The sequence below is a fragment of the Microbacterium sp. bgisy207 genome (genome assembly GCF_057706855.1).
Window position 1 is genome coordinate 20,912 of record NZ_JBYIPB010000002.1, and the last position, 15,884, is coordinate 36,795.

At 68.4% G+C, this 15,884-nt stretch carries 16 protein-coding genes; 12 read left to right on the forward strand and 4 right to left on the reverse strand.

Annotated elements, in window-relative coordinates:
• Positions 1–9 precede the first annotated feature (9 nt).
• From AC3ENO_RS01740 to AC3ENO_RS01755, 4 genes are read left to right on the forward strand one after another with little or no spacing between them, the layout of a single operon-like run.
• A complete protein-coding gene (locus AC3ENO_RS01740; protein ID WP_434968881.1) occupies positions 10–1,212 on the forward strand; it encodes a polysaccharide pyruvyl transferase family protein in 1,203 nt (400 codons plus the stop codon).
• A 46-nt stretch (positions 1,213–1,258) separates the two neighbouring features.
• Positions 1,259–1,708 (forward strand): FAS1-like dehydratase domain-containing protein, encoded by a 450-nt coding sequence (locus AC3ENO_RS01745; protein WP_434968882.1) that lies wholly within the window; start codon positions 1,259–1,261, stop codon positions 1,706–1,708.
• The gene (locus AC3ENO_RS01750) at positions 1,705–2,130 is read left to right on the forward strand and encodes a MaoC/PaaZ C-terminal domain-containing protein (protein ID WP_434968883.1); all 426 of its coding nucleotides are present in this window, start codon (positions 1,705–1,707) and stop codon (positions 2,128–2,130) included. Before AC3ENO_RS01745 ends, AC3ENO_RS01750 begins: the two co-directional genes overlap by 4 nt.
• Entirely contained in the window at positions 2,130–3,281 is a 1,152-nt protein-coding gene (locus AC3ENO_RS01755) for a UDP-N-acetylmuramate dehydrogenase (protein WP_434968884.1), read from the forward strand. Before AC3ENO_RS01750 ends, AC3ENO_RS01755 begins: the two co-directional genes overlap by 1 nt.
• A 56-nt stretch (positions 3,282–3,337) precedes the next feature.
• On the opposite strand, the gene AC3ENO_RS01760 is transcribed toward AC3ENO_RS01755, so the two are convergent.
• On the reverse strand, positions 3,338–4,537 hold the full coding sequence (locus AC3ENO_RS01760) for a pyridoxal phosphate-dependent aminotransferase (RefSeq protein WP_434968885.1): 1,200 nt from the start codon (positions 4,535–4,537) through the stop codon (positions 3,338–3,340).
• A gap of 131 nt (positions 4,538–4,668) precedes the next feature.
• On the opposite strand from AC3ENO_RS01760, the gene AC3ENO_RS01765 reads away from it, so the two are divergent.
• The 5 genes from AC3ENO_RS01765 (at position 4,669) to AC3ENO_RS01785 (ending at position 10,221) form a co-directional block, all read left to right on the forward strand.
• Positions 4,669–5,601: an ABC transporter ATP-binding protein gene (locus tag AC3ENO_RS01765; protein ID WP_434968886.1), complete on the forward strand. Its 933-nt coding sequence runs from the start codon at positions 4,669–4,671 to the stop codon at positions 5,599–5,601.
• Positions 5,598–6,464 (forward strand): ABC transporter permease, encoded by an 867-nt coding sequence (locus AC3ENO_RS01770; RefSeq protein ID WP_434968887.1) that lies wholly within the window; start codon positions 5,598–5,600, stop codon positions 6,462–6,464. Before AC3ENO_RS01765 ends, AC3ENO_RS01770 begins: the two co-directional genes overlap by 4 nt.
• Before the next feature lie 39 nt (positions 6,465–6,503).
• Positions 6,504–7,670: a sensor histidine kinase gene (locus tag AC3ENO_RS01775; protein ID WP_434968888.1), complete on the forward strand. Its 1,167-nt coding sequence runs from the start codon at positions 6,504–6,506 to the stop codon at positions 7,668–7,670.
• The gene (locus tag AC3ENO_RS01780; RefSeq protein WP_434968889.1) at positions 7,667–8,290 is read left to right on the forward strand and encodes a response regulator; all 624 of its coding nucleotides are present in this window, start codon (positions 7,667–7,669) and stop codon (positions 8,288–8,290) included. The genes AC3ENO_RS01775 and AC3ENO_RS01780 overlap by 4 nt, the downstream gene beginning before the upstream one ends.
• Positions 8,291–8,499: 209 nt before the next feature.
• Entirely contained in the window at positions 8,500–10,221 is a 1,722-nt protein-coding gene (locus AC3ENO_RS01785; protein ID WP_434968890.1) for an acyl-CoA dehydrogenase family protein, read from the forward strand.
• 43 nt (positions 10,222–10,264) lie between these two features.
• On the opposite strand, the gene hypB is transcribed toward AC3ENO_RS01785, so the two are convergent.
• From hypB to AC3ENO_RS01800, 3 genes are all read right to left on the reverse strand, one after another.
• Entirely contained in the window at positions 10,265–11,053 is a 789-nt protein-coding gene (gene hypB, locus AC3ENO_RS01790; RefSeq protein WP_488185753.1) for a hydrogenase nickel incorporation protein HypB, read from the reverse strand.
• A gap of 7 nt (positions 11,054–11,060) precedes the next feature.
• Complete coding sequence (locus tag AC3ENO_RS01795) at positions 11,061–11,441, reverse strand: hydrogenase maturation nickel metallochaperone HypA/HybF (protein WP_434968892.1); 381 nt, start codon at positions 11,439–11,441, stop codon at positions 11,061–11,063.
• Positions 11,442–11,525: 84 nt separating this feature from the next.
• Positions 11,526–12,512 (reverse strand): AraC family transcriptional regulator, encoded by a 987-nt coding sequence (locus tag AC3ENO_RS01800; RefSeq protein WP_434968893.1) that lies wholly within the window; start codon positions 12,510–12,512, stop codon positions 11,526–11,528.
• A 126-nt stretch (positions 12,513–12,638) separates the two neighbouring features.
• Here AC3ENO_RS01800 and AC3ENO_RS01805 point away from each other — a divergent pair, with 126 nt between their 5' ends.
• Genes AC3ENO_RS01805 through AC3ENO_RS01815 form a run of 3 tightly spaced genes read left to right on the forward strand, consistent with a single transcriptional unit; the run spans position 12,639 to position 15,837 of the window.
• The gene (locus tag AC3ENO_RS01805; RefSeq protein WP_434968894.1) at positions 12,639–13,241 is read left to right on the forward strand and encodes a DUF1641 domain-containing protein; all 603 of its coding nucleotides are present in this window, start codon (positions 12,639–12,641) and stop codon (positions 13,239–13,241) included.
• Positions 13,238–14,209 (forward strand): NADH-quinone oxidoreductase subunit B family protein, encoded by a 972-nt coding sequence (locus AC3ENO_RS01810; RefSeq protein WP_434968895.1) that lies wholly within the window; start codon positions 13,238–13,240, stop codon positions 14,207–14,209. The genes AC3ENO_RS01805 and AC3ENO_RS01810 overlap by 4 nt, the downstream gene beginning before the upstream one ends.
• A gap of 17 nt (positions 14,210–14,226) precedes the next feature.
• Positions 14,227–15,837, forward strand: a complete 1,611-nt coding sequence (locus tag AC3ENO_RS01815; protein WP_434968896.1) for a nickel-dependent hydrogenase large subunit — start codon at positions 14,227–14,229, stop codon at positions 15,835–15,837.
• Positions 15,838–15,884: the final 47 nt, after the last annotated feature.

The window sequence follows — 15,884 nt, forward strand, 5'->3', positions numbered from 1 at the left end:
GAGAAAGCCGTGTCAGTTCTCATCATCGGTGATGTCGGCGCGCTCGAGGGCATGTTCCACATCGGGGATGAGGCGATGTTCGAGGTCGCGGTCGTCGAGCTGGCGCAGCGTGGTCGTGACGCCATCGGTGTGAGCTCCCATCCCGCCGAGACCGCCGCTCGGTACGGCATCCCGGCGGTGCCGCGGCTCGGGTTCGAGGGGCTGGGTCGCGTGGAGGCCGCGCGGCGCGCGGAGCACCTGCTCGCGGTCGCCGCAGGCACGGCCAGGCTCGAGCCGGAGGACCCGGCACGAGAGACCATCGCGGCGCTCGATGCGGCGGAGGCACTGGTGAACGCTGGCGGCGGCAACCTCGCGTCCCGGTGGCCCACTCACGTGTTCGAACGCTCGACGCTGGTGAGTATGGCGCGGATGCGAGGGCTGCCGGTCGTCGTCACCGGACAGACGCTCGGTCCTGACCTCGATGCGCCCGATGACGCCGTCGTGGCACGGATGCTGCGCGAGGCCGCCCTCGTGGGGGTGCGCGAGCCGGACACCGCCGCGCTCGTGGCGTCGTGGGGGGTGCCTGCGACGCTGAACGTCGATGACGCTTCCTTCCTCGGTCTGTCAGAGCGCGATCCGGTGCGTGGGGCTGGCGGAGGCGTGGTCGTGAGCCTGTCGGGGTGGTTTGCGGGACGACCGGCGGATGAGGTCGAGCAACGGATCGCGATGCTCGTCGATGCCGCCGCGCTCGCGGTCGGGCCGGTGTCGTTTCACGCTCACTTCGGCCCGCTCGATCCGACCGCGCCGCCACGCGGCGATGCGGCAGTGCACGAGCGGATCCGCACGCGCATGTCTCAACCGTCCACCGTCGTCCCGACGGGCACATCCCGGGAGGCCGCGGACCTGGTGCGCAGCGCCGATCTACTCATCACCTGCCGCTACCACCCCGCCGTGTTCGCCACGCCGGCCGGTACGCCCGTGCTGGCACTGTCGGCGGATCGCTACACCCGGATCAAGCTCCGCGGTGCGCTCGGTCACTGGGGACAGCGCAGCGTGATCGACCTGGATGATCTGCCGGATGCTCCACGTCTCCTGGCGGACCTCACCGCCAGGGCCGACGAGATCCGGGGCGAGGCGGCGGAGCGTCTGCCGGGTCTTCGGGCGGCGTCGCAGCAGTGGTGGGACACGGTCTGCGCAGTGATCGAGGGGAGCGCGGCATCCGCCAAGCGGTAGCCACCGCGCCAAGGACCGGTCCGGGGTCGCTCGATAGGATGGGCTAGTGCCTGTGAACCCTGAACTGGTGGGGCGGGACTTCCCGCCCACCGCGCCGTACCTCGTGGGACGCGAGAAGGTCCGCGAGTTCGCCCGCGCCGTGTTCGCGGATGACCCCCAGCACACCGATCCCGATGCCGCGCGCGCGCTCGGCTACGCCGACGTCGTCGCCCCGCCGACCTTTGCGATGGTCATCCAGGACCTCACGCTGCAGCAGCTGCTCGCCGTGCCGGACTCCGGGATCGAACTGCACCGGCTCATCCACGCCGAGCAGCGGTTCGCCTACACCCGTCCGATCGTCGCCGGTGACGAGCTGGTGGCGACCCTTGCCATCACGCAGGTGCGCCCGTTCGGCAAGGGCGCGATGGTCACGAGCGAGGCCACCATCACGGATGCAGACGACGCCCACGTCGTCACGGCGACGTCCGTGCTGCTGGTGGGAGGAGATGACGAATGACCGAGAACGTCACCGATGCCTCCGGTATCGCCGTGGGGGATGTCGTCGCCGAACGTACGGTGCATCTCACGCGCGAGTCGCTTGTGCGCTACGCCGGCGCATCCGGGGATTTCAACCCGATCCACTACCGCGATGACGTCGCCGCATCCGTCGGACTTCCCGGCGTGCTCGCACACGGGATGCTCACGATGGGCCTTGCCGTCGAGACTGTCGTGCCCTGGCTCGCAGATGCGGGTCGCATCCTCGACTACGGCGTCCGCTTCACGCGGCCGGTCGTGGTGGACCCGGATGCCGGAGCCGACGTGACCGTCAGGGCGACCATCACCGCGATCGACGACGAGGCGGTCACCGTCGAACTCGCGGTGACGGCAGCCGACACCGCGGTGCTGGGCAAGGCTCGCCTCCGCGCCCGCCGAGACTGATGCCCGAGGTCGCGCCCAGGCCGCTGTCGAGCCTGACGACACTGCGCACCGGCGGTGAGCCCGCCCGCATGTGGGACGCGCACGACCGGGAGGAGCTGGTCGCAGCGCTTCGTGAGGCGTGGGCGACGGGCGAGCCGTGGTTCGTCCTCGGGGGCGGGTCGAACCTCTTCGTGGGCGATGAACCGTTCGAGGGCACCGTCGTGCGCATCCTCACCCGCGGCATCGAGCGGCTTCCCGCACCCGCGCCCCAGGTCGCCCGCCTCCGGATCCAGGCCGGACACGACTGGGACGACCTCGTCGCGCACACCGTGACGGAGGGGCTCTCGGGCATCGCCGCGATGTCGGGCATCCCCGGGACCGTGGGTGCGGCGCCGGTCCAGAACGTCGGCGCGTACGGTCAGGAGATCGTGCAGACGCTGGTGGAGGTAGAGCTCATCGACGCAGACAGCGGTGAGGTCTCGACCGTGCCCGCAGCCGAACTCGGTCTCGGGTTCCGGACGTCGGTTCTCAAGCATCACTACGGGTCCGAGCCGATTCGGCGTGCGGTCATCCTCTCGGTGACCCTCGATCTGCTCGAGGTGGGGCCGGCTCCCCGGCGACTGCGGGGCGCGCAGCTCCGGCAGGCTCTCGGCCTCGGCGAGGACGACGAGGTCACGCTGCAGTGGGTTCGCGACCACGTCCTTGCCACGCGCGCCCGCAAGGGCATGGTGCTCGATGACGCGGATCCCGATACCTACAGCGCGGGGTCCTTCTTCCAGAACGCCGTGGTCTCGGTATCCTTCGCGCGGACGCTCCCGCCCGACTGTCCCCGGTGGCCCGTGCGCCCCGACGCAGAAGTGGCGATCGCCGACCCGGTACGCATCATCCCGCTCGAGTCCTTCGACGGCTACGTGCCGCCGGCGACGACCTCCGAGCCGGATGTGAAGGTCAGCGCGGCGTGGCTCATCGAGCATTCCGGCATCCGCAAAGGGTTCCATCTGCCGCGCTCCCGCGCCGCCCTCTCGAGCAAGCACGCTCTTGCGCTGACCAACCATGCCGGCGCGACAGCCGCGGAGATCGCGGAGCTCGCCCGCTTCATCCAGGGCCGGGTACAGGCCGAGTTCGGCCTCATCCTGCAGCCCGAACCGGTCCTCGTCGGCGTCGACCTGTAGTCGTCCCGCCGGCGCACTCGGCCGGAGCCGCCCGCCGGGCCCGGGCGACGGCGATGCTAGGAGAACAGGTCCTGCATCCGGCGCACGCCCTCCAGCAGTGCGTCGTCGCCGAGCGCGTACGACATGCGGAGGTAGCCGCTGGGGCCGAACGCCTCACCCGGAACAACGGCGACCTCGATCTCATCGAGAATCAGGTCGGCAAGCTCCAGCGAGGTCTCGACACGTGTGCCGCGCCACTCGCGTCCGAGCAGACCCCGCACATCGGGGTACGCGTAGAACGCGCCGAGCGGTGTCGGAACGGTCACGCCGGGGATCTTCGAGAGCTCCGCGACGATCACTCGACGACGGCGATCGAAGGCCTGCCTCATCCGTTCGGCGTCGGCCTGCGGTCCGGTGAGCGCGGCGATCGCCGCCCGCTGTGCGACGTTGTTGACGTTGCTCGTGAGGTGTGACTGCAGGTTCGCGGCGAGCTTCATCGCGTCGGCAGGACCCACCATCCAGCCCACACGCCACCCGGTCATCGCGTAGGTCTTCGCCACGCCGTTGACGAGAATCGTCTGACCCGCAAGCTCGGGGACAGTCTCGACGATCGAGACCGCGCGGGCGCCCTCATAGACGAGGTGCTGATAGATCTCGTCGGTGATGACCCAGATGCCGTGCGCGAGGGCCCACTCGCCGATGGCCCGCGTCTCTTCCTCGGTGTACACGGCGCCGGTCGGGTTCGACGGCGAGACGAAGACGAGCGTGGTCGTGCGGTCGGTGCGTGCTGCCTCCAACTGCTCGACAGTCACCTTGTAGTCCTGCTCGGCGCCGGCGAAGACCTCCACCGGGATGCCGTCGGCGAGCTGGATCGCTTCGGGATACGTGGTCCAGTACGGCGCGGGCAGAAGCACCTCGTCGCCGGGGTTCACGACGGCCTGGAACGCCTGGTAGACAGCCTGCTTGCCGCCGTTGGTCACGATCACCTGGGCGGGCGTGACCTCCAGACCCGAATCGCGCAGCGTCTTCTCGGCGATCGCCTGACGCAGGTCCGGGAGCCCGGCCGCGGGCGTGTACCGGAAGTTCTTCGTATCCCGGAGCGCCTCCGCGGCGGCATCCACGACGAACTGCGGGGTCGCGAAGTCCGGTTCTCCCGCGGCATAGCTGATGACGGGCCGCCCCGCCGCCTGCAGCGCTTTCGCTTTCGCATCGACTTTCAGGGTCGCCGACTCGGCGATGGCGGAGAGCTTGCGGGAGAGGGGAGCGCGTTCGGTCACGGCAGCAATCGTAGTCGCCGTGGGTGAGGCATCCCCGGGAGCGGATGAGGTGGGGCATCCACCGAATGGTGGATGCCCCACCAGCCCATCGGCCGCTGTTGCCGCGGTGACCGCTGCGGCACGCTGGAAGCATGGACAACGATGCGGTGCGGGTGCGGAACCTGCGCAAGACATACGGATCACGAGCCGCGGTCGACGATGTGTCGTTCGACATCGTCCGCGGTGAGACTTTCGCTCTGCTCGGCCCGAACGGTGCCGGAAAATCGACGACCGTCGAGATCCTCGAGGGGTACCGGCGTCGCACGAGCGGCGAGGTCACGGTGCTCGGCGATGACCCCGGGCACGGCGGACTCGCGTGGAAGGCGCGTCTGGGGATCGTGTTGCAGACGACCGGACAGGCAGGAGCCTTCACCGTGCGCGAGCAGCTGCGCCAGTTCGCGGGGTACTACCCCCGGCCGCGCGATGTCGATGAGGTGATCGCCGCTGTGGGTCTGGAGGAGAAGGCCAACACGCGCATCTCCAAACTCTCGGGCGGCCAGCAGCGCCGCGTCGACGTCGCCCTCGGCATCATCGGCAACCCGGAGCTCCTCTTCCTCGACGAACCGACGACGGGGTTCGACCCGCAGGCGCGGCGAGAGTTCTGGGGGCTCATCCGGGGACTTCAGGGCGAAGGCACCACGATCCTGCTCACCACCCACTATCTCGACGAGGCGGCGCAACTGGCCGATCGGGTCGCCGTCATCGACCGGGGCGTCCTGCAGGCCATCGGCCCGGTGGCGACCTTCGGCGGCGAGGACGCCCGGATGCCGCGGGTGAGCTGGCGCGAGAGCGGAACCCGTCGCACCGAACGCACGCCCGAGCCGTGGCGGTTCACCCGCGCGCTCGCCGAGCGTCTGGGCGGTGAACCCGAAGAGCTCGAGATTCGTCGCCCCACCCTGGAAGACATCTACCTCGGCATGGTCACCGAGCCCAGCGACGCGGATGCCGAGGGCGCGGCCACCGACCGCGATGCCACCGCGGGATCCACCCCCTCGTCTTCTCTCACTTCGGAGGCCCAGCGATGAGTACGTCCCTTCACACCTCGACCGGTCCGGTGTCGGCCGCCAGGCTCAGTCCGTTCCACACGCTGCGCCAGGGCGTCCGGCGCACCGGGTTCGAGATCCGTGGCTACACGCGCTCGCCGGAGTCGATCTTCTTCACCTTCCTGTTCCCGATCCTGATGCTCGCCCTGTTCAGCACGGTCTTCGGCGCCGACGGCGAAGTCAGCTACGGACAGGGGCTTCCGCCGTTGTCGGCGGCGGCGATGTACCTGCCGGGAATGCTCGCGGCCGGCGTCCTGCTGTCGGGTCTGCAGAACCTCGCGATCGACATCGCACTCGAGCGCCACGACGGGACGCTCAAGCGGCTGGGTGGTACCCCGCTGTCGCCGGTGAGCTACTTCGTCGGAAAGATCGGGCAGGTGCTTGTGACCGGCGTCGTCCAGGCGGCGGCGGTGCTCGCCTTCGCGGCGCTCGTCCTCGGCGTCGAGCTTCCCAGCGACCCCGAGTCGTGGCTCACCTTCGCATGGGTGTTCCTGTTGGGGCTTGCGACCTCGGCATTCCTCGGCATCGCGCTGTCGGCGATCCCGCGCAGCGCCCGCAGCGCCTCTGCCGTCGTCATCCCCGTCGCGCTCGTGCTGCAGTTCATCTCGGGTGTCTACCTCTTCTTCTGGCTGCTTCCCGAGTGGCTGCAGAACGTCGCCAATGTGTTCCCGCTCGCGTGGATGGCCAAGGGCATGCGCGCCGTCTTCCTGCCGCCCGAGTACGCGGCGCTCGAGCAGAATGGCGCGTGGGATCTGGGCTGGGTGGCTGTGGCGCTGGTGGTCTGGCTCGTCGTCGGGCTGGTCATCAGTCGGATCACCTTCCGGTGGATCCGACGCGACGCGTAGCCTGAGGCGATCACGCGAGAGGCAGCGGGAGGGGCGACGATGAGCGAAACACGGTGGTGGGACCTTGTGGTCCCTGCCGTGGCAGCGGCCATCGTCGCCCTCATCCTGGTGTTTGCCGCCCCCGATCTGCTGACTCGGATCCTCGTCGCGATCTCGGCTGCATTACTCGTCGTCGCATACTTCACCATGGGTCGGCGGCTGGTTTGTGGCAACGGCAGCGCGCCGCTGGCCGCGGTGTTCGTCATCCTGGTGACGATCTCGATCGGGATCGGTGTCGCTGCGGCGCCCTTCATGGCGATGCTGCAGACGCTTGCCTACCCGCTCGTCTGGGTCTCGGTGCGCACCCGACGCGGCGGCATCGCCGGCTCGGCCGCGATCGGTTTCGGCGTGTTCGTCGGCTTCCTCTTTCGCGGCGGTTTCACACTCGAGTCCTTCTGGGACGGCCTCCTCTCTGGCGGTCTCGCTGTCGTCTTCTCCATCGCGCTCGGGCTGTGGATCTCGAGCATCGCGGAGTACGGCGAGGAGCGGGCACGCCTGGTGACCGAACTCACCGACGCGCAGTCGCAGATCGAGGCGCTCAGTCGTGACCGCGGCGCCGCCGAGGAGAGGGAGCGCATCGCCCGCGACATCCACGACACTCTCGCCCAGACCCTCGCGGGCCTCGTCCTCCTGAGCGAACGTGCGGGCCGGCAGGCCAGGGACGGTCGAACGGATGCCGCGGCGGAGGCGATTGCGACGATCGAGCAGACCGCGCGCGAGGCGCTGGCCGAATCGCGGGCGCTTGTCGCCCGCATGGCTGCCGTGCCCGCCGACGAGGCACTGGCCGCCGCCATCGAGCGCCTCGCCGCGCGCTTTCGGGCGGAGGTCGGTCTCGCGATCGACGTCGATGTGGCGGCGGGAGTGGATCTGGACCGCGAGCAGCAGGTGGTGCTGCTTCGCTGCCTGCAGGAAGCGCTCGCGAACGTCCGCAAGCATGCCCAGGCGACTCTGGTGACCGTCGCTGTCGCGAGCGACGTCGACGGGGTGCGGATGACGGTTCGCGACGACGGCGTCGGCTTCGACACGTCGGCGGCGCGGACCGGCTTCGGGCTCGATGGCATCGGCGACCGCGCGACGCTCGCGGGCGGCTCGGTCGAGGTGGTCTCGGAGCCGGGGCGGGGCGCGGTGCTCACGATCGTGCTGCCGCGGGCGGGAGTGACCGCGTGATCCGTCTTCTGCTCGCTGATGATCACCCCGTCGTGCGCGCGGGGCTTGCCGGCCTGTTCGCCGATGAGGAGGGATTCGAGGTCGTCGGCCAGGCATCCGATGGCGCGCAGGCTGTCGCACTTGCCGAAAGCGAGCGGCCCGATGTCGTCCTCATGGATCTGCGGATGCCGGTGCTCGACGGCGTGGCCGCCACAGCGCGCATCGTGGCTTCGGGTCCGGATGCGCCGCGCGTGCTCATCCTCACGACCTACGAGAGCGACGACCAGATTCTCGCGGCGATCGAGGCGGGTGCTGCCGGTTACCTTCTCAAAGCTGCCCCACAAGACGAGATCGTCGCGGGAATCCGTTCGGTGGCCGCCGGACAGACGGCGCTGTCGCCGGCGGTCGCGGCGCGGCTGGTGTCACGGATGCGGGAGCCCGCGGCATCCGTGGCCCTCACTCCACGTGAGATCGAGGTACTGCGCCTCGCGGCGCGCGGCCGCAGTAACAAGCTCATCGCCGCCGACCTCGGGATCGGCGAGTCGACAGTGAAGACGCACCTGCTGAAGGTGTTCGAGAAGCTCGAGGTCGCCGACCGCACCCACGCCGTGACGGTAGCCCTGGAGCGCGGCCTCATCTGACCCTCCGGTCCCCGCGCCCCGCCCCTGCCACCCTCGCTGAACCCACAGAGTCCGGCGCGAGCCCACAGGACTTGCGTGCCGAAAGCTGTGGGTTCGGCGCGGAAGATGTGGGTTCGGCGGGAAGAGAGATGGATGCTGCGCGGACGGATGACACGGAGTGTCACGTATCATGAGTCTCAGTTCCACTTCCGTGTGAAAGCGAGTCCGCCATGGCCGACACCTCTGCCTACGTCCCTCCCGTCGACGACTATGCGTTCCTGTTCGCCGAGGCGTTCGGAACCGATCTCGTGGCGCGCGCCACGGGGGGAGCGTTGTCCGCCGAGGATGCCGTCGATGCCCTCTCGGCGGCGGGAGAGCTGGCGGCCGAGGTGCTCGCACCGCTGAACGCATCCGGCGACCGCGAGGGCGTGACGGTCGTGGACGGCCAGGCGAAGACCCCGTCCGGGTTCCCCGAGGCCTATCGCGCCGTCGTGGAGGCCGGCTGGATCACCGCCGAGGCTCCCGAGTCCGCGGGCGGTGACGGGTTGCCGGCGCTCGTACAGGCGGGCCTGGGCGAGATGTGGAACGCGGCCAACACCTCTTTCGCGCTGTGCAGCGCGCTCACGACGGGAGCGATCCACGCGCTGGATGCCTACGCCTCCGACCAGCTGCGCGAGCAGTACCTCACGCGGCTCGTGAGCGGCGAGTGGACCGGGACGATGAACCTCACCGAGCCGCAGGCGGGCACCGACCTCGGCGCGATCCGCACGATGGCCACGCCGAACGGGGACGGCTCGTGGTCGCTCAAGGGCCAGAAGATCTTCATCACGTGGGGCGACCACGATGTCGCAGGCAACATCGTCCACCTGGTCCTCGCGCGCACCCCGGATGCTCCCGAGGGCGCGAAGGGGATCTCGCTGTTCGTCGTCCCGAAGTACCTGCTCGATGCCGACGGCAACGCGGGGGAGCGCAACGCCGTCACGACCGTCTCGGTCGAGCACAAGCTCGGCATCCACGGCAGCCCGACCTGCGTGCTGGACTATGAGGGCGCAACCGGCTACCTCGTCGGCGAGCTCCACGGCGGGCTCGCCGGAATGTTCGTCATGATGAACTCTGCCCGCGTCGGTATGGGTCTGCAGGCCACCGGTATCAGCGACCGTGCGTACCAGCGGGCGCGGGCATATGCCGAGGAACGCATGCAGGGGTCGGTCCTGGACCGTCCCGCGGGGTCGCCCATCGCCGAGCATCCCGATGTGCGTCGCCTGCTGCTGTCGATGGCCAGCGAGATCAGCGCGATGCGCGCGCTCGGCGTCCTCGTCGGTGACCTGTTCGACCGCGCCGACAACGAGGACGGCATCCGTCTGGCAGAACTGTTCGTGCCGATCTTCAAGGGCTGGACGACCGAGGAGGCGCTGCGGATCACCTCGGACGCGATCCAGGTGCACGGCGGCATGGGTTTCATCGAAGAGTCCGGTGCCCCGCAGCATTACCGCGACGCCCGGATCATGCCGATCTACGAGGGCACCACCGCTATCCAGGCCAACGACCTGATCGGGCGAAAGGTCATCCGCGACGACGGGGCGACGGTCGGGCGTGTGCTCGACGAGGTCTCGGAGGCGGTCGCGCAGCTGCGGGGAGTGGACCATCCGGTCGCGGCGCGCACCGCAGATCGACTTGAGACGGCGCGTGCGTCAGCCCAATCCGCGACCGCTCAGCTCCTGCGGTTCGGGATGACCCGGGACGCATACGCCGTGAGTGTCCCGTACCTGATGCTGCTCGGGTTCCTCGCGGGCGGGCTCATGCACGCGCGGATGCTCACCGCCACCCTCGCTCACACGAGCCCGACGGATGCCGATGTGCGCCGCATCCGGGAAGCCGACGCCTACGGGGTGTACCACCTCTCGCGGGTCGCCGGGCTCGCGGAGATCGTCGCTGCCGGCGAGGTCGCCTGACCCGCGGCGGGATCGGCGGATCGCTGATCCGGCGCCGCCGACGTCAGCGCTCGCTGATCGCCGAGGTCGACGCGGTGATCTCCGATATCCAGGAGAACCACTCGTCGAGCCCGTCCCCGGCCTTTGCGCTGGTGAGGATGACGCGCGCCGTGGGGTTCACGGCGCGCACATTCGCGAGAAACGCGTCGAGGTCGAAATCCAGGTGGGGGAGCAGGTCGGTCTTGTTCACGACCACCACGTCCACCGATCGGAACATCACCGGATACTTGAGGGGCTTGTCCTCCCCCTCGGTCACCGAGGCGACCATCGCGCGGTGGTGAGCGCCGGTGTCGAACTCGGCCGGACACACGAGGTTTCCGACATTCTCGATGACGACGAGGTCGAGAGCATCGAGCTCGAGGCCGCGCAATGCGCGGTCGACCATGGGAGCGTCGAGGTGACACTCGCCACCGAACCCGTTGCCGGTGTTCAGAAGGGAGATCTGCGCGCCGTAGCCGGTGAGTCGGTCCGCGTCCAGAGCTGTCTCGATGTCGCCTTCGACGATCCCGACCCGCACGCGCCCCTCGAGTTCGGCCAGGGTTCGCTCCAAGAGGGTCGTCTTTCCCGCTCCGGGCGAGGACATCAGGTTGATCGAGACGACGGATGCCGCATCCAGAGCGCGCCGATTCCGCGCCGCGGCGGCGTCGTTCTCGCTGAAGATCCGCTCGAGCACGTCGATCCGCTCCGCACCGGTTTCGTACCCGGAGTGATCGCCGATGTGGTCCTCGCCGTGGGTATGACCGGAGTCGTGGTTGTGGTCGTGGTGATCGTGATCGTGGTCGTGCGAATGCACAGTCCCGTCATCGTGGCGGTGAAAGCGACCCATCTGACATCCCCTCCTGCTCGCCGACCTCCATTGACCGGACGAGGAACTCCTCCCCAGATCGTACGACCACCGAACCGCTTCCGCACGACGCGCACACGAGGATGGGTACACCCGTGATCGTCGAGTCGGCGGAGCATTCGCGGCAGGCGACGACGGCGGGTACCGACGTCACCTCGAGGCGGGAGCCCGCCAACGAGGGCGAACTCTCGCAGACGATGCCCCAGCAGTACACGAGGGTCTCGGGAACCACCTGTCGGAGCTGACCGACGTCCAGCTGGATGGACAACACCGGGCGGCCGCCGCTGGATCGTTCGGCGATCGCCGCGATAGAACGGCACAGCGAAAGCTCGTGCATCCGTTGCTCCGATCGACGACTCGGCTGTTGCTTCTGTGCTCCCTCACCCTAGAGCCGGCGTCCGCACGCCGGGAAGCTGCCGTGTCAGTGCGCTCGCAGCGTGCGGGAGGGGGACTCTCCGAAGCGCTCGCGATACTGGATGGCGAAGCGCCCGACGTGGGTGAATCCCCACCGCTGGGCGATTCCTGCCACCGTCGCGCCGCGCCGCGGATCGGCGTCGGCGAGTTCGGCCCGCACGCGCTCCAGCCGTCGGTCGCGCACGTAGGCGGACGGGGTCGTGCCCAGCCGGCGACGGAAGGACTGTTGCAGGTGGCGCGGTGAGACATGCACGGCCTGCGCGAGGCTCTCCAGGCGAAACGGCTCGGCGAGGTGCTCTTCGATGTGCGTCATCGCATCCGCCATGAGACCGGATGCCGCCTCCTGTCGAAGCGCTGCGGAGTGGTTCGACGGCTGCAACAGCAAGAGCGACGACACCAGCAGATCGGTGATGCTCTGGCGGCCGAACGGAAGCGTCAGGAGCGATCCGTCGATCATGGACTCGGTGCTCAGCAGCTGCACGGCAATGCTCCAGCGGATCGACTCGGGTGAGCTCAGCTCGAAAAGGGGGTCGAACCGCAGGGGTTCACCGACGCGCCGACCCAGCATCCGCGCGAGGGCGGCCTCGACCGCCGCGCGCTCGAGGCGCACCAGGAGCTGGGGGGCATCCGGAGTCATCTCGAGACGTACCCCGACGCCCGGGGAGAGCACGATCGCCTGCACCGTGCTCGTGCGCACCGGAAGCCCGTCGATGCGCGCTGAGAGCCCCCCGCCCTGGTTCATGCACACGATGACGGCATCCGAGGCCGAGGGGATGTCGACGGTCGTGGCCGCGCCGATGTCCAGGTACGCGAGCGAGATGGAGTCGAACTGTCGGACGAACAGTGCGCCGTCGAGCGCGGCGCGGCCGTCGTGCGTGGCGAGCGTGGCGCGCCCGAGGATCGCACTGATCTCGGCGGCCAGCAGTCGCGGGTCATCGGTGCGAATCGATGGGGCGCCGGCGAGGGCCGGTGGCGTGCGCAGGGGACGAGTCACAGTGCCTCCGAGAGGTTCGCATTCAGGATAGTTCATGCGCCAGATGGATACATCGTGTGTCGTTTGAGGGATACATTCATGCCAGGGGCCCGTCATCGCAGAGGGCCTTGATCGGAGGCCGATGGCATGAGCGCGGTGTTCACCACTGACGACGTGAATGAGATCACGGGCGCCGACATCGAGGCCGAGCGACTGCGCCAGCGCCTCGCGGATCCCGAAACCGTCGCATCCCTGAACCACCTGCTGGACAACGCCGAACTGGTCGCGGGCCTGTTGGACGTGGTCGGCGGCTTCTTCGCCCACTCCGACAACATCGTCGAAAACGTTGCGACCAGCTACCACGAAGCGGTGGCGATGGTCACGGAGAGCCCTGTCGGCAAGCGCGCCGTCGCCGCGGGTCCTGCGCTCCTGAAGGTTGCGGATCAGGCGATTCCCGTGCTCGAGCACGTCGCGGATGCCGACCTCGTCGAGAAGATCGGCTCCTCGGGCCTGCTCGAACCCGCGCTTCTTGATCTGCTGACACGCCTCGCCGCAGGCGTGGGCCGTGCCACGGAGCAGGCGCAGGCCGAAGCGGAGCAGAAACCGCCGAGCATCCTGGCGATCAGCGGCATGACCCGCGATCCGGACGTTCGACGGGGCCTGGCCTTCACGCTGCGAATCGTCAAGGAACTCGGTCGCTCCCTTCGCGAAGAGGATGAGGCGACCGCAACGGAAGGAGAGCGGCCATGACCAGCGTGCTGTGGTTGCAGGGTGGTGCCTGTTCGGGGAACACCATGTCGTTCCTCAACGCCGACGAGCCCAGCGTCGTCGACCTCATCGTGGACTTCGGACTCGAGGTGCTCTGGCACCCGACCCTCGGCCTCGAGATGGGGGTGAAAGCGCAGAAGATCTTCACGGACTGCGCGGAGGGAAAGCGACCGCTGGACATCTTCGTGTTCGAAGGGACCGTCATCGAAGGCCCCGACGGCACCGGTCGCTTCGACATGTTCGCCGACCGTCCCATGAAGGACTGGGTGACAGACCTCGCTGAGGCGGCATCCATCGTCGTGGCCATCGGCGACTGCGCCTGCTTCGGGGGGCTGCCCGCGGTGGCCCCCAACCCCAGCGACTCGACGGGACTCCAATTCCACCGAAAGGCAAAGGGTGGCTTCCTCGGCGCTGACTGGCGCAGCAAGTCGGGCCTGCCCGTGATCAACATCCCCGGTTGCCCCGCGCACCCGGACTGGATCACGCAGATCATCGTCGCCCTGGCCACCGGGCGCGTCGGCGACATCGCCCTCGATGACCTCAACCGACCCCAGACCTTCTTCACCCAGTTCGTCCACAACGGCTGCACCCGCAACACGTTCTTCGAGTTCAAGCAGTCGACGATGAGCTTCGGTGAGGGCACGCGCACCGGGTGTCTGTTCTACGAGTTCGGATGCCGCGGCCCGATGACCCACGCGCCGTGCAACCGCATCCTCTGGAACCGCCAGTCGTCCAAGACCCGTGCAGGTATGCCCTGCCTCGGGTGCACCGAGCCCGAGTTCCCGTTCGCCGACCTCATGCCGGGATCGGTCTTCAAGACGCAGCTGATCGCCGGCGCCATCCCCAAGGACCTCCCGCCCGGAGAGGACCACGTCACGTACATGGCCATGGCCGCCGCGGCGCGGATCTCCGCACCCAAGTGGTCCAAAGAGGACATGTTCGTCGTCTAGCCCGAAAGGCACAGCACATGAGTTCTACCGTCGATCTGCACGTCAGCCCCCTCGGCCGTGTCGAGGGCGACCTGGACGTGCGCGTCACCATTGAAGACGGCGTCGTGACGGATGCCTGGACCCAGGCGATGATGTTCCGCGGATTCGAGACGATCCTGCGCGGCAAGGACATGCGCGCGGGGCTCATCATGACCCCGCGCATCTGCGGGATCTGCGGCGGCAGCCACCTCTACAAGGCGTGCTACGCGCTGGACACCGCGTTCCAGACGTTCGTGCCGCACAACGCGACGCTCGTTCGCAACATCGGTCAGGCCGTCGAGACGCTGCAGTCGATCCCGCGGTACTTCTACGCGATCTTCGCGATCGACCTCACGCACGAGAAATACAAGGCGTCGCCGCTGTACGAGGAGGCGTGCCGCCGGTTCTCGGCCTACGTCGGCACGAGCTACCAGCCCGGTGTCGTGCTCAGCCAGAAGCCCGTCGAGATCTACGCCATCTTCGGCGGACAGTGGCCGCACTCCTCCTTCATGGTCCCCGGCGGCATCATGGGTGCACCCACCCTCAGTGACGTCACGCGCTCGCACGCGATTCTCGACAACTGGAAGAACGCGTGGCTCGAGAAGCAATGGCTCGGCTGCACGGTCGACAGGTGGCTCGAGAACAAGACGTGGGAGGACATCCTCGCGTGGGTGGAGGAGAGCGACGCTCATCGCAATTCGGACTGCGGCTTCTTCATCCGGTACGCCCTCGACATCGGACTCGACACGTACGGCCAGGGCTGGGGGAACTACATCGCCGCCGGCACGTACTTCGATCCCGCTTCGTATGACCGGCCGACCATCGAGGGACGCAACGACGCTCTCGTGGTCCGGTCTGGCGTTTACGCGAACGGCTCCCACCACGAGTACGACCAAGCGCGCGTGAGCGAGGACGTCGCCCATTCCTTCTACCGCGGCGACGATGTCGTGCACCCCTTCGATGGGGAGCAGAACGCGATCGACCCGGAACTCGGCGCGAAGCAGGACAAGTACTCGTTCGCGAAGGCGCCGCGCTACGACGTCCCCGGCGTCGGACGTCTCCCGCTGGAGGCGGGGCCGCTGGCGCGGCAGGTCGTCGCGGGAAAGCCGCAGACGAAGGACTTCCAGGACTATGACCCGCTCTTCACCGATGTCATGGCGCAGAAGGGCCCTTCGGTTCTGGTGCGTCAGCTCGCGCGCATGCACGAGGCGGCGAAGTACTACAAGCTCGTGAAGAACTGGTTGAACCAGATCGACCTGCACGGCTCGTTCTTCGCGGAGCCCACCGACCCCGTGTCCGCGCGCGGGTACGGCGGCACCGAGGCCGCGCGCGGTGCGCTTCAGGACTGGATCGTGATCGAGGACGGAAAGATCGCGAACTACAACGTCATCACGCCGAGCGCCTGGAACATCGGGCCGAGGGACAAGGACGCTGTCGTCGGTCCGATCGAGAAGGCGCTCATCGGCGCTCCGGTGTACGACCTCGAAGACCCCGTCGAACTGGGACACGTCACCCGCAGCTTCGACGCGTGCCTGGTGTGCACCGTGCACGCGTACGACGGCAAGACCGGGCGGGAGATGTCGTCGTTCGTCATCAACAACATGTGCTGAGCGTGGGAGAGCAGGGAACGAGAGACGCGGCGCACGGCGGAGAGCCT

Bases quoted from the DNA above. Each gene is read 5' to 3' on its own strand.
- AC3ENO_RS01795 (WP_434968892.1), bottom strand. From the start codon at position 11,441: ATGCACGAGCTTTCGCTGTGCCGTTCTATCGCGGCGATCGCCGAACGA.
- AC3ENO_RS01770 (WP_434968887.1), top strand. From the start codon at position 5,598: ATGAGTACGTCCCTTCACACCTCGACCGGTCCGGTGTCGGCCGCCAGG.
- AC3ENO_RS01755 (WP_434968884.1), top strand. From the start codon at position 2,130: ATGCCCGAGGTCGCGCCCAGGCCGCTGTCGAGCCTGACGACACTGCGC.
- AC3ENO_RS01775 (WP_434968888.1), top strand. From the start codon at position 6,504: ATGAGCGAAACACGGTGGTGGGACCTTGTGGTCCCTGCCGTGGCAGCG.
- AC3ENO_RS01810 (WP_434968895.1), top strand. From the start codon at position 13,238: ATGACCAGCGTGCTGTGGTTGCAGGGTGGTGCCTGTTCGGGGAACACC.
- AC3ENO_RS01765 (WP_434968886.1), top strand. From the start codon at position 4,669: ATGGACAACGATGCGGTGCGGGTGCGGAACCTGCGCAAGACATACGGA.
- AC3ENO_RS01750 (WP_434968883.1), top strand. From the start codon at position 1,705: ATGACCGAGAACGTCACCGATGCCTCCGGTATCGCCGTGGGGGATGTC.
- AC3ENO_RS01785 (WP_434968890.1), top strand. From the start codon at position 8,500: ATGGCCGACACCTCTGCCTACGTCCCTCCCGTCGACGACTATGCGTTC.
- AC3ENO_RS01805 (WP_434968894.1), top strand. From the start codon at position 12,639: ATGAGCGCGGTGTTCACCACTGACGACGTGAATGAGATCACGGGCGCC.
- AC3ENO_RS01815 (WP_434968896.1), top strand. From the start codon at position 14,227: ATGAGTTCTACCGTCGATCTGCACGTCAGCCCCCTCGGCCGTGTCGAG.